The organism is Shinella sumterensis (genome assembly GCF_004514425.2).
Lineage (GTDB): Bacteria > Pseudomonadota > Alphaproteobacteria > Rhizobiales > Rhizobiaceae > Shinella > Shinella sumterensis.
In genome coordinates this window covers 188,226-200,134 of record NZ_MYFN02000006.1, presented here as the reverse complement: position 1 = coordinate 200,134, position 11,909 = coordinate 188,226, and the positions used below count along the sequence as shown (strand labels likewise).

Annotated in this window: 13 protein-coding genes; 12 read left to right on the top strand and 1 reads right to left on the bottom strand. The window is 64.0% G+C overall.

Annotated features, from left to right (window positions below; translation table 11 throughout):
* The first annotated feature begins 41 nt into the window (after positions 1–41).
* The 12 genes from nagZ (at position 42) to B5M41_RS13590 (ending at position 10,920) form a co-directional block, all read left to right on the top strand.
* On the top strand, positions 42–1,061 hold the full coding sequence (gene nagZ, locus B5M41_RS13645; RefSeq protein ID WP_134649091.1) for a beta-N-acetylhexosaminidase: 1,020 nt from the start codon (positions 42–44) through the stop codon (positions 1,059–1,061).
* Between the two features lie 108 nt (positions 1,062–1,169).
* On the top strand, positions 1,170–1,979 hold the full coding sequence (locus B5M41_RS13640) for a segregation and condensation protein A (protein WP_134649092.1): 810 nt from the start codon (positions 1,170–1,172) through the stop codon (positions 1,977–1,979).
* On the top strand, positions 1,972–2,676 hold the full coding sequence (gene scpB / locus B5M41_RS13635; protein WP_134649093.1) for an SMC-Scp complex subunit ScpB: 705 nt from the start codon (positions 1,972–1,974) through the stop codon (positions 2,674–2,676). The genes B5M41_RS13640 and scpB overlap by 8 nt, the downstream gene beginning before the upstream one ends.
* Positions 2,677–2,739: 63 nt before the next feature.
* Complete coding sequence (locus B5M41_RS13630) at positions 2,740–3,843, top strand: ABC transporter ATP-binding protein (protein WP_134649094.1); 1,104 nt, start codon at positions 2,740–2,742, stop codon at positions 3,841–3,843.
* Positions 3,844–3,885: 42 nt separating this feature from the next.
* Entirely contained in the window at positions 3,886–4,080 is a 195-nt protein-coding gene (locus B5M41_RS13625; protein ID WP_134649095.1) for a twin-arginine translocase TatA/TatE family subunit, read from the top strand.
* Positions 4,081–4,130: 50 nt separating this feature from the next.
* Positions 4,131–4,754, top strand: coding sequence for a Sec-independent protein translocase protein TatB (gene tatB, locus B5M41_RS13620; RefSeq protein ID WP_134649096.1), 624 nt, complete (start codon positions 4,131–4,133; stop codon positions 4,752–4,754).
* Entirely contained in the window at positions 4,751–5,581 is an 831-nt protein-coding gene (gene tatC, locus B5M41_RS13615) for a twin-arginine translocase subunit TatC (RefSeq protein WP_134649097.1), read from the top strand. The genes tatB and tatC overlap by 4 nt, the downstream gene beginning before the upstream one ends.
* Before the next feature lie 66 nt (positions 5,582–5,647).
* Positions 5,648–6,931, top strand: a complete 1,284-nt coding sequence (gene serS, locus B5M41_RS13610) for a serine--tRNA ligase (RefSeq protein ID WP_134649098.1) — start codon at positions 5,648–5,650, stop codon at positions 6,929–6,931.
* 14 nt (positions 6,932–6,945) lie between these two features.
* Complete coding sequence (gene surE / locus B5M41_RS13605; protein WP_134649099.1) at positions 6,946–7,716, top strand: 5'/3'-nucleotidase SurE; 771 nt, start codon at positions 6,946–6,948, stop codon at positions 7,714–7,716.
* On the top strand, positions 7,713–8,369 hold the full coding sequence (locus B5M41_RS13600) for a protein-L-isoaspartate(D-aspartate) O-methyltransferase (protein ID WP_134649100.1): 657 nt from the start codon (positions 7,713–7,715) through the stop codon (positions 8,367–8,369). Before surE ends, B5M41_RS13600 begins: the two co-directional genes overlap by 4 nt.
* Positions 8,370–8,615: 246 nt before the next feature.
* Positions 8,616–9,221 carry a biotin biosynthesis protein BioC gene (locus B5M41_RS13595; protein WP_134649101.1) on the top strand — a complete coding sequence of 202 codons (606 nt, stop codon included), beginning with the start codon at positions 8,616–8,618 and terminating at the stop codon, positions 9,219–9,221.
* Positions 9,222–9,360: 139 nt separating this feature from the next.
* Positions 9,361–10,920, top strand: a complete 1,560-nt coding sequence (locus B5M41_RS13590) for a peptidoglycan DD-metalloendopeptidase family protein (RefSeq protein ID WP_134649102.1) — start codon at positions 9,361–9,363, stop codon at positions 10,918–10,920.
* A 69-nt stretch (positions 10,921–10,989) separates the two neighbouring features.
* Here the strand turns inward: B5M41_RS13590 and B5M41_RS13585 are convergent, their stop codons facing one another.
* A complete protein-coding gene (locus tag B5M41_RS13585) occupies positions 10,990–11,874 on the bottom strand; it encodes an ATP-binding protein (RefSeq protein WP_268998341.1) in 885 nt (294 codons plus the stop codon).
* Positions 11,875–11,909: the final 35 nt, after the last annotated feature.

The window sequence follows — 11,909 nt, the reverse complement described above, 5'->3', positions numbered from 1 at the left end:
AGGGCCTCGTCTTTCTTCCCCGAACCAATAAGATTGCCGATATGAGCGAATCGAAATCCTTCATTTCGGGCTGCAAGGGCCTGAGTCTCACCGCCGACGAAAAAGCCTTCTTCCGCAATGAGCGGCCATGGGGTTTCATCCTGTTCGGCCGCAATATCGGTGAGCCCGCGCAGGTTGCCGATCTCACTGCCGAAATGCGCGATTGCGTCGGCGGCGATGCCGATATTCCCGTGCTGATCGATCAGGAAGGCGGGCGCGTTCAGCGCATCAAGCCGCCGCATGTCCAGCAATATCCGAACGCCGCCGCGCTCGGCGCGATCTATCGTGCCGATGAGGCAAAGGGCCTGCGCGCCAGCTGGCTGATGTCGCGCCTTCACGCCTTCGACCTGCTGCGCCTCGGCATCAATGTGGATTGCCTGCCGGTGCTGGACGTGGCCGTTCCCGGCGTGCACGATGTCATCGGCAATCGCGCCTATGGCCAGGAACCGGAAATCGTGTCCGCCATGGGCAAGGCCGCGGCGGAAGGCCTGAAGGCCGGCGGCATGCTGCCGATCATGAAGCACATGCCCGGCCACGGCCGCACGATGGTCGATTCCCACCATGACCTGCCCGTCGTGCAGGCAGGCCTGGAAGAACTCGACGCCTGCGACTTCGTGCCGTTCCGGCGCATGAACGACGAGTTGATGGCGATGTCGGCGCATATCGTCTTCACGGCCATCGACCCCGACAATCCGGCTACAACGTCGCCGACGGTCGTGCGCGAAATCATCCGCGAGAGGATCGGTTTCGACGGTCTCCTGATGTCCGATGACGTCTCGATGAATGCGCTGCGGGGCGATATTGCCGAAAGAACACGGGGAATCATCGCCGCGGGCCTCGACATGGTGTTGCATTGCCATGGCATCATGGACGAAATGCTGGCAGTGACCGAAAACGTTCCGCCCCTTTCCGGCGAGAGCCTGCGGCGGGCGAAAGCGGTCCGTGCAGGCTTCCAGGCGCCCGACGGCGCGGACGAGCAGGCGCTGCGAGAGGAATTCAACGCCATGATCGCGGTGGCCTGATCTGCCGCATCGCGGCGTGCGTCGGGAACTGCGTTCGAACACGAGAGGCGCGACGTGCAGGCAACGGGCGGCAAGACACCGAGGAAAGGACGCGGCGCGGATGCGCCGATGGACGACCTGTGGCAGGACGATGCCTCGGGGCGGGGCCTGCACGAGGAAAGCCTCGTCGTCGATCTCGCCGGCTTCGAAGGGCCGCTCGACCTGCTCCTGCATCTTGCCCGCACGCAGAAGGTCGACCTCACACGTATCTCCGTGCTGGCGCTGGCCGAGCAATATCTCGTCTTCATCGACCGGGCGCGCAAGATCCGCATCGAGCTAGCCGCCGATTACCTCGTCATGGCGGCATGGCTTGCCTATCTCAAGTCGCGCCTCCTCATTCCCAGGCAGGCGAAGGATGACGGGCCTTCGGGCGAGGAGATGGCGGCGAGCCTTGCCTTCCGTCTCAAGCGGCTGGAGGCGATGCGCGATGCCGCGACGAAGCTGGTCAACCGCAACCGCCTCGGCCGCGACGTGTTCGCGCGCGGCATGCCCGAGCATATCCCGACGGAGCGTCGCTCGGCCTTCGAGGCGTCGCTCTACGATCTGCTCACGGCCTACGCGTCACTGCGCCAGCGCCATGCGATCACCCAGGTCACCATCGAAAAGCGCAGCGTCTGGTCGCTGGCCGACGCGCGCGAGATCCTGCAACTGCTCGTCGGCGATTTCGACGATGACTGGACTGCGCTCGATCATTTCATGCTGCGCTACCTGAGCGATCCGGCCGAACGGACCACGGCGATTGCCAGCGCGTTTGCCGCGACGCTGGAGCTGGTCAGGGAAGGGCGGCTGGAACTGCGCCAGGACGGCGTCTTCCAGCCGATCTATCTGCGCCGGGGCCAGAAGGCCGCAGAAGGCAGCGGGGGCGAAGAAGGTGGCTGACGACGTGGGCGCCAACACGGAGAACGCGACGGTCGTCGATCCGCGGCGGCTATATGAGGCCACGCGCATCGCCGAGGCGCTGGTGTTCGCGTCCGCGGGTCCCGTTTCCTCAGCCTATATCGCCGAGCGGCTGCCGCGCGGTGTCGACGTCCTGCATGTCATGCGCGAACTGAAGGCGTTCTACGCGGGGCGTGGTGTCAATCTCGTGCAGATCGAGGACAGCTGGGCGTTCCGCACGGCGCCCGATATGTCCTTCGTCATCCGCACCGACGAGACGGAGGTGCGCAAAGTGTCGCGCGCCGCGCTCGAGGTGCTGTCGATCATCGCCTACCACCAGCCGGTTACGCGTGCCGAGATCGAGGATATCCGCGGCGTCCAGACGTCCAAGGGCACGCTCGACGTGCTCATGGAGGCCGGATGGGTGCGCCTGCGCGGCCGCCGCCGCTCGCCGGGCCGTCCCGTGACATTCGGCACCACGCGGGATTTTCTCGATCATTTCGGGCTGGAAGAGCTGCGCGACCTGCCAGGCCTCGACGAACTGAAGGGGACGGGCCTGCTGTCTGGCCGTATTCCCTCCAATTTCCAGATCCCCATGCCGCTTGGCGAGGACGAGCTTGCGGAGGACGAGGATCCGCTGACCCAACTCGACCTTGAGGAACTCGGACTCTTGACACCGGGCGGAAAAGCGGACGAATAGACGAAGGTTTATGCAAGACTGCATCGTCGACCTCCGCGCCGGCGACAGGGAAAGACTTCGGCAATGGCTTCGGACCCGTCAGGTTCCAACGGCATCGAGGCGAGACGGGCTTCGGCGGTGACCTTCGCGTCTCGCCTCGTCTTCGATGACATTCATCACAGCTATCACAACAAGGACACCATTCGTGGCCTCTCGCTGACGGCGGAACCGGGTGAGGTCTTGTGCCTGCTCGGACCGTCCGGCTCGGGCAAGACGACGCTGCTGCGCATCGCCGCCGGCATCGAGGCGCAGACGCGTGGTCGCGTCCTGCTCGACGATCGCGAGATCGCGGGCCCGGATGTCTTCCTGCCGCCGGAACGACGCGGCGTCGGGCTGATGTTCCAGGATTTTGCGCTCTTCCCGCACATGTCCGTGCTCGACAATGTACGCTTCGGCCTGACGGCGCTTCCGCGTGCCGAAGCGGAGGCGGAAGCGAACGTGGCGCTGGACCGCGTCGGTCTGTCGCACTACGCCGCGAAGTTCCCGCATATGCTGTCGGGCGGCGAGCAGCAGCGCGTGGCGCTTGCGCGCGCCCTGGCGCCCCGTCCGAGCGTTCTCCTGATGGACGAGCCGTTCTCGGGCCTGGACTCGCGGCTCAAGGATTCCATCCGTGCCGATACGCTCGCCATCCTGCGCAAATCCCGCGCCAGCGCGATCGTCGTCACGCACGACGCCGAGGAAGCGATGCGCATGGGCGACCGCATCGCGCTCCTGAAGGACGGCAGGCTCGTCCAGGTCGGCACCGCCGAGGACCTCTATCTCAAACCGAAAGACATATTCGCCGCGGCGTTCTTCTCGGAGATCAACGAATTTCCGGGCCACGTTCGCGGCGGCGTGGTGGAAACGCCGCTCGGCAATGTCGATGGCAAAGATTTTACCGATGGCCAGAAAGTTCATGTCGCGGTGCGTTTGACAGGCATTCGGGTGCAGGAAACCGGCGGCGACACGCCGGCGCGCATCCTTTCGCGGCGTTTCCTCGGCGTGGTGGAGCTTTTGGAGCTCGCCGTTAACGGAGCCGACCGGCCCGTCCGGGCGCGGGTGAGGGCCGATCAACTGCCTGCCGGATTGCGCGACGTCACGCTTTCGGCTAACCAGCGCGACATACTTGTGTTTGAAAAAGACGGCTGAACGTCTTACATCGGGATCAAGGTTCAAAAGGGAGTCAAGCGAATGGGTTCTTTCAGCATCTGGCATTGGCTGATTGTTCTGGTGGTGGTGCTGCTGCTGTTCGGCCGCGGCAAGATTCCGGAACTGATGGGCGATGTCGCCAAGGGCATCAAGAACTTCAAGAAGGGCATGACGGACGAGGAAGCCAACGCCGAGCAGGCGAAGACCGTCGACCACAAGGCCGACGAGGTCAAGTAACCGGCATTCGGCTGCGGACGGTGGTGCGCGGCTTCTGAGGACAGTACCCAATGCTTGATGTCGGCTGGACCGAGATACTCGTCATCGCCATCGTCCTGATCCTGGTGGTGGGCCCGAAGGACCTGCCGCCCATGCTCAGGACGTTTGGCCGCATGGTGACAAAGATGCGCGGCATGGCGAGCGATTTCCGCCAGCAGTTCGACGAAGCGCTGCGCGAAGCCGATCTCGACGATGTCCGCAAGACCATCGGCGACGCCCAGAAGCTGAACCCGCTCAACACCATCCGCGATGCGGTCAATCCGTTGCGCCAGGTGGGCGACGAGATCAAGTCCGACCTTCAGAAGTCCGTCAATTCGTCGACCTCATCCGTCTCGACGCCGGTTTCTGCCGTTTCGGCCGTGCCATCGGAAGCGAACAAGCCCGCCTCTGCAGAACCGGTCGCCGCCGAGCCGCTGAAGAAGGGGCCGACGCGCAAGACGGCGGCGAAGAAGGCCGAACCCGCCACGGCCAGCACCGAGAAGGCTGCGCGCAAGCTGGCTGCCAAAGCGAAGGCCGAGCCGAAGGCCGTTGCCGTCAAGCCGGCCGCGAAAGCCTCGAGCGCGAAGAACACGGTCGCCGCCAAGACATCCACGGCAAAGGCCAAGACTGCGAAGACCCGGAAGGATGAGGCATGAGCGGCGATATCGAAGACAAGCCCCAGCCGCTCCTCGAGCACCTGATCGAACTGCGCCAGCGCCTGATGTGGGCCGTCGGCGCATTCTTCGTCGCCTTCCTGGTGTGCTTCTATTTCGCCAAGCAGCTCTTCAACATCCTGGTGCTGCCGTTCAAGTGGTCCGTCGAATGGGCCGGCCTGACGCATCGCAACGTCGAGCTTATCTATACGGCGCCGCAGGAGTTTTTCTTCACGCAGATCAAGGTCGCCATGTTCAGCGCCCTTGTCATCGCCTTTCCGGTCATTGCGCAGCAGGTCTACAAGTTCGTGGCGCCCGGCCTCTACAAGAACGAGCGCGCCGCCTTCCTGCCGTTCCTCATCGCGTCCCCGATCCTGTTTCTTATCGGCGCTGCACTCGTCTACTTCTTCTTCACGCCCATGGTCATGTGGTTCTTCCTCTCCATGGAGCAGGGCGGCGGTGAAGGGCAGGTTTCCATTCAGCTTCTTCCGAAGGTTTCGGAATATCTCAGCCTCATCATGTCGCTGATCTTGGCCTTCGGTCTGGTGTTCCAGCTGCCCGTCATCTCGTCGCTCCTGGTGCGCGCCGGCTTCATCACGTCGCAGACGCTTGCGGAGAAGCGCAAATACGCAATCGTCATAGCCTTCGTCGTGGCGGCCGTGCTGACCCCGCCCGATCCGGTGTCCCAGATCGGCCTTGCACTGCCGGCCATCCTTCTCTACGAGATTTCCATCTATACGGCCCGACTCATCGAACGGCAGCGGGCGAGCGCCTCGAACGCGCAGGATGCGGAAAACGAGGTCGCTGCAACGCAGGGCGAGGCTGAATAAGCCTTCGCCTGCGGGTCGCTGCCGGGCGTGGATGGGCCTTCATCCACGGAAGAGCCTGGAACGACAATGCTTGATATCAAATGGATCCGCGACAATCCGGCCGCCCTTGACGCTGCTCTCGCCAAGCGCGGCGCAAGCCCGCTCGCGCAGGCGCTGATCGACCTCGACGAGAAGCGCCGCGCCGTCATCCAGACCGCGCAGGACATGCAGTCGCGCCGCAATGCCGCCTCCAAGGAAATCGGTGCGGCCATGGCCGCCAAGAACACGGACCTTGCCGAGAAGCTGAAGGCGGAAGTCTCCGCTATCAAGGACCGGCTCCCCGCCGCCGAGGAGGAAGAGCGACAGGTCACGGCCGAGCTCAACGACGCCCTTGCGCGCCTGCCGAACATTCCCTTCGAGGACGTGCCCGTCGGGGCGGATGAAGCGGGCAATGTCGAGAAGCACCGTTGGGGCAACAGGCCCGCCTGGAACCACAAGGCGCTGGAGCATTACGAGATCGGCGAAGCCCTCGGCTACATGGATTTCGAGGCCGCGGCGAAGATCGCCGGTTCGCGCTTCACCGTGCTGAAAGGGCAGCTTGCCCGTCTGGAGCGCGCGCTCGGCCAGTTCATGATCGACGTGCACACGCAGGAGCACGGCTATACGGAAGTGCATGCGCCGCTCCTCGTGCGCGACGACGCCATGTTCGGCACGGGCCAGCTGCCGAAGTTCTCCGAAGACCTTTTCCGCACCACCGATGGCCGCTGGCTGATCCCGACGGCGGAGGTCTCGCTCACCAACCTGGTGCGTGAGGAAATCCTTGAACAGGAGAAGCTTCCCCTGCGCTTCACGGCGCTGACGCCGTGCTTCCGCTCGGAGGCGGGTTCGGCGGGGCGTGACACGCGCGGCATGCTGCGCCAGCACCAGTTCATGAAGTGCGAACTCGTCTCGATCACCGATGCCGAAAGCGCCGTGGACGAGCATGAGCGCATGACGGCCTGCGCGGAAACGATCCTCCAGCGCCTCGGCCTGCATTACCGCGTCATGACGCTCTGCACCGGCGACATGGGCTTCGGCGCCCGGAAAACCTACGATCTGGAAGTCTGGCTGCCGGGGCAGGATACGTTCCGCGAAATCTCGTCCTGCTCGGTCTGCGGCGATTTCCAGGGCCGGCGGATGAATGCCCGCTACCGCGGCAGGGACGACAAGGCGACGAAGTTCGTGCATACGCTCAACGGTTCGGGAACGGCCGTTGGCCGCGCGCTGATCGCCGTCATGGAAAATTATCTCAATGCCGACGGTTCCGTAACTGTGCCGGAAGCGCTGCTGCCCTATATGGGCGGTCTGACGAAGATCGAGAAGGCCGCCTGAGGGTGGGACGGGGCATGCGCATTCTCCTGACGAACGACGACGGTATCCACGCCGAGGGCCTGGCGGCTCTCGAAAGGATCGCGCGCGAACTGACCGACGACGTCTGGGTCGTCGCGCCGGAGACCGACCAGAGCGGCCTTGCCCATTCTCTTACGCTCTCCGAGCCGCTGCGGCTCCGGAAGATCGATGAGAAGCGTTTCGCGCTGCGCGGCACGCCGACCGATTGCGTCATCATGGGCGTGCGCGAGGTGCTTGACGAAAAGCCGGATCTCGTTCTGTCTGGCGTCAACGCCGGCGCCAACATGGCTGACGACGTCACCTATTCCGGCACCATCGCCGGCGCCATCGAGGGCACGCTTCAGGGCATCAAGTCGATCGCGCTCAGCCAGGCCTACAACCACGCCACTGGCCGGATCGTGCCATGGGAGGTTGCCGAGACCTTTGCGCCCAAGCTCATTCGCCAGCTGATGGATGTCGAGCTCCCGGACTGGACGTTCTTTAACCTCAACTTCCCGAATTGCGCGCCGAAGGAACTCCAGGGCGTCGAAGTGACGAGCCAGGGCAAGCTCGATTTCGGGCTGACCATCGACGAGCGCGCCGACGGCCGCGGCTTTCCCTATTACTGGCTGCGCTTCGGCGAGCGGAAGGGCGATTTCCGCGCGGGCACCGATATCCATGCGGTGAAGAACCACAAGATTTCCGTCACGCCGCTCAAGCTCGACCTGACGGACTATACGGTACTGGACCGCGTGAAGCGCGCCCTGATCAGTGAGGATGCCGATTGAGCACGGGACGGGTGATCGAGAAGGAAGGTTTTGCTGCGCTGGCGCTGCGCCTGCGGGGGGAGGGCATCAACAATCTCGAACTCCTGACAGCCGTGGAGCAGACGCCGCGCACGCTCTTCGTTCCCCCGCAGTTTGCCGGCGATGCCTATTCGAGCCGCCTGCTGCCGCTCGAATGCGGCTCCTTCGCCGAAGGCATCGATCTCGCCGTGCGCCTGCTGCACATTCTGAACCTCAAGGCCGGGCAGCGCGTGCTGGAAGTCGGCACCGGCAGCGGCTTCACCGCCGCCGTGATGGGGCGCCTGACGGAGCGCGTGCTGACCATCGACCGCTACCGGACGCTGGTCACGAACGCCCAGCAGGCCATCGAAAAGGCGGGCACCCGCAACGTCATCGTCCGCCAGGCCGATGGCAGCAACGGCATGCCGGGCGAGGGCACCTTCGACCGCATCCTCGTCACCGCCGCCTTTCCCGCCCTGCCGCGCTTCTTCGCCGAGCAGCTCGTCTCCGGCGGCGTTCTCATCGCGCCCGCCATGGTCAGTGAAACCGAGTGTCGCATGCTGAAGCTCACCAAGACCGGCAGCCGCTTCGACCGTGAGGATCTCTTTGCGGTGCCCTATCTGCCCATCGTTCCGATGATGGCGCAGGCGCTCTGAGCGCCCGAACGTTTTATCCTGCTTCCATGCCTGCGTTACCGGCCGAGTCGTTTCGGCGGTTTTTCGCGTTGTCGCGCGCGTTTCTGTGCGCCTTCCTTCCGGCCGTCCCGAAAAGTGCAACGTTAACCATTTGTTAACCGACGTAAGTTTCGCGCAAGCTTCGGCGCGTAGGCCGGTAACGAAGCAGCAGTTTCCACGCAGGATGCCGGTTTTCCAACCTTTCCGGCCATTCCGATGGAGAGGGAAATGTACGTCTCAAACAGGATAGCCAGCGGCTCGACGCATGAGGGGCTCGCTTATCTCGCGACCAAGGCGGCGGGAAAAGTCGCCGAGGATGCCACCGAGACCGCATCGTCAGCGAATCTCGCGGGCGGCACGACTGATCCCTCATCCCATGTCGGCCTTTCGGTCGATGCGCTTCTCGTCCTCAGCGTCGCCAAGGAAGAGGCGGTCCACAGCCAGCCGGCCTTGACGGATGCCGAGCGCAACAACCTGGATACAGCCGCACTGGAGGCCCGTGAATACGGCGCCTACGGCCATTTCCTCGATGCCGGCGACCGCAAGGCCTACTACCGCGCCTATATCGAATATTTCGACAGCATGCCGGCGCAGGACCAGCGCAGCGCCCGCTATCTGGGAACACGCGAGGCCGCCGTGTCTGCCCTGCGGGCCATCGCCTATAATGAAAGCGCGCTCGACATGAGCGAACCAGAAGCGGTCATCGAAGGCGCGGCGCGGCGCGCGACGCCCATCTCCGCGATCCTGCAGCCGGGCCAGGGCGCCATCGAGAATGGTGCCCATATCGGCGCGCGTATTTCCCGCGCCGACAGCATGTACGCGGCCGGCTTCTGACGCCGCCGGCGCTTCCGACCTTGCGCCATGGTTATCAATTCATCAAAAAACCTTCGCGGATAAGCCGGCCTTAACCGGGCAGTAACTCTAACGCGCTTTAATCGGTTCACTTCAAGTAGCGTACCGATTGGGTAGTCTCATGCGTCAGAGTGTATCGCCGAGTTTTGGCAGGACCGCGACCCGCCTTATTGCAGCAGCCCTGCTGGCCAGTGTCGCAACCGGGTGCAGCTCGGATGCGTCCCGTTTTGGCGGTCTGTTTTCCAGCTCCGGGCAGGACAACATGACGACCAGTTCGGTTCCGCGCCGCACGCTGTTTGGCAGCAACAGCGTCGTGCCTCGCGGAACGGTCGGCAACGGTCAGGAACAGTTCGCATCGGCAAATCAGATGGGAACCCGTGATCAGGCGCTCAACCAGCCCTTCCCGGATCAGGGCGGCGTTTCCTACGATCCCATCAACACATCAACGACGACCGGCTCGGGTTCGCGTCTGGCGACGACACCGATGACCGTTCAACGCGGTTCGCTCAGCGACCCCACGGATGGCGGCACCCGGCCGGCCGAGCGCGAGACCTTCGGTGGGCAGCGACAGGCAAAAGCGGTTGCCGACAATACGGATACGCTCTCGACCGGAACCGTGCAGAAGGCCAAGGCCGGCTGGTCGACGAACAATGCCCCGGTCGTCATGCTGCGCCAGGGCGAAAGCGTGAAGACGCTCGCCAACCGTTATGGCGTGCCGGAGAAGGAAATCCTTGCCGCAAACGGACTGAAGCGTTCGACCGACGCCGAGCCCGGCCAGCGGATCATCATCCCGACCTTCAGCACCACGGCAAGCGCTGCCAAGGCCGCGACGGACCACACGCTGAAGGTCGACAACAAGCTGCCGACGCCCGAGCGCAAGACGGAACAGAACGTTGCCATCCTGCCCGGCACGTCGAAGCGCGACAAGGTGAAGTCCGAAGCCGATCAGGCCAACACCAACCTCGCCAATGCCGGCGAAGGCACAGGCGGCTATGAGGTCAAGCCCGGCGATTCGCTCGCCAAGATCGCCCGCAGCAATGGCGTGTCGGTCGACGCCCTGAAAAAGGCGAACGGCATCGATACCGCCGCGATCCGCATCGGCCAGAAGCTGGTGATCCCGGCGGGCGGCGCGGCCGTCGAGACAACGACGGACAAGACGACGACGGCCTCCGTTCCGGTCAAGGAAAAGAAGGTCGAGACGGCGGAGAAGAAGCCGGAGTCCTACAAGGCGCCGGTCAAGACCGTCTCGGTCGCCGAGGTGACGCAGAAGTCTGACGTGACGGACGAAGCGCCCGAATCGACTGGCATCGGCAAGTATCGCTGGCCGGTTCGCGGCGCGGTCATTGCCGGCTATGGCTCCAACGTCAACGGCAGCCGCAACGACGGTATCGATATCTCGGTGCCCGAGGGCACGCCGATCAAGGCGGCTGAGAATGGCGTGGTCATCTATGCCGGCAGCAGCCTGAAGGAACTCGGCAACGCGGTTCTCGTCCGCCACGACGACGGCACCGTTACCGTCTACGGCCATGCCGGCGACCTCAACGTGCAGCGCGGCCAGAAGATCCAGCGCGGCCAGACCGTCGCGACCTCGGGCATGAGCGGCAGCGCCACCCGCCCGAAGGTTCACTTCGAGGTGCGCAAGAACGCGACCCCGGTCAACCCGATGACCTATCTGGAATAGGCGGGCGGACATCGCCGATAAAAAGAAGGGCGGTTCCTAGGGGACCGCCCTTTCGTCATTGAGGTGGTTTCAGCGGTTGAGCGGCTTGCCGAGACGCCCGGCAAGATCCTGGACATACTGCCAGGCCACGCGCCCGGAGCGGGAGCCGCGCGTGGTTGCCCATTCCAGTGCCTCCGCGTGAAGTTGTTCCACCGGGATGTCGAGCGTGTAGTGGCTCGCATAGCCGTCGATCATCTCGAGATATTCCGCCTGGCTGCATTTGTAGAAGCCGAGCCATAGCCCGAAGCGATCGGAAAGGGAGACTTTCTCCTCGACGGCTTCCGACGGGTTGATCGCCGTGGACTGCTCGTTTTCCATCATGTCGCGGGGCAGGAGGTGGCGCCGGTTGGAGGTGGCGTAAAGCAGGACATTGTCCTGCCGGCCCTCGACACCGCCGTCCAGCGCCGCCTTCAGCGACTTGTAGGACGTGTCGTCATGGTCGAAGGACAGGTCGTCGCAGAAGATGATGACCGGATGGGGCGCTTCCTTGAGGATGTCCATCAGCGCGGGCAGGCTGGCGATGTCTTCGCGGTGCACCTCGATGAGCTTCAGGTTGCTGCCGGTCTCCCTTGCCGCCAGCGCATGGACAGACTTGACCAAGGAGGACTTGCCCATGCCGCGTGCGCCCCACAACAGCACGTTGTTGGCCGGAAGGCCGCGTGCGAAGCGCACCGTGTTGTCGACGAGAATGTCACGAACATGATCGACGCCGCGGATAAGATCTATGTCGATGCGGTTGGGGCGCTTCACCGGCTGCACCTGGAGACGCGCGGGCGACCAGACGAAGACGTCGGCCGCATTCCAGTCGTTGACGGCGGGCGCCGGGCCGGCAAGGCGCTCCAGCGTTGCATTGATGCGGCCGATTTCGGCCAGCAGAAGCTTGACGTGATCTTCCTGCACTGTGTCTCTCCTCATGCTCTCTGCCGGGTAGCATGGCGGGAAGGGGGGCG

Coding starts and splice junctions, on each gene's coding strand:
- nagZ (WP_134649091.1), top strand. CDS start 42: ATGAGCGAATCGAAATCCTTCATTTCGGGCTGCAAGGGCCTGAGTCTC.
- B5M41_RS13640 (WP_134649092.1), top strand. CDS start 1,170: ATGGACGACCTGTGGCAGGACGATGCCTCGGGGCGGGGCCTGCACGAG.
- B5M41_RS13630 (WP_134649094.1), top strand. CDS start 2,740: ATGGCTTCGGACCCGTCAGGTTCCAACGGCATCGAGGCGAGACGGGCT.
- B5M41_RS13625 (WP_134649095.1), top strand. CDS start 3,886: ATGGGTTCTTTCAGCATCTGGCATTGGCTGATTGTTCTGGTGGTGGTG.
- tatB (WP_134649096.1), top strand. CDS start 4,131: ATGCTTGATGTCGGCTGGACCGAGATACTCGTCATCGCCATCGTCCTG.
- tatC (WP_134649097.1), top strand. CDS start 4,751: ATGAGCGGCGATATCGAAGACAAGCCCCAGCCGCTCCTCGAGCACCTG.
- serS (WP_134649098.1), top strand. CDS start 5,648: ATGCTTGATATCAAATGGATCCGCGACAATCCGGCCGCCCTTGACGCT.
- surE (WP_134649099.1), top strand. CDS start 6,946: ATGCGCATTCTCCTGACGAACGACGACGGTATCCACGCCGAGGGCCTG.
- B5M41_RS13595 (WP_134649101.1), top strand. CDS start 8,616: ATGTACGTCTCAAACAGGATAGCCAGCGGCTCGACGCATGAGGGGCTC.
- B5M41_RS13590 (WP_134649102.1), top strand. CDS start 9,361: ATGCGTCAGAGTGTATCGCCGAGTTTTGGCAGGACCGCGACCCGCCTT.
- B5M41_RS13585 (WP_268998341.1), bottom strand. CDS start 11,874: ATGAGGAGAGACACAGTGCAGGAAGATCACGTCAAGCTTCTGCTGGCC.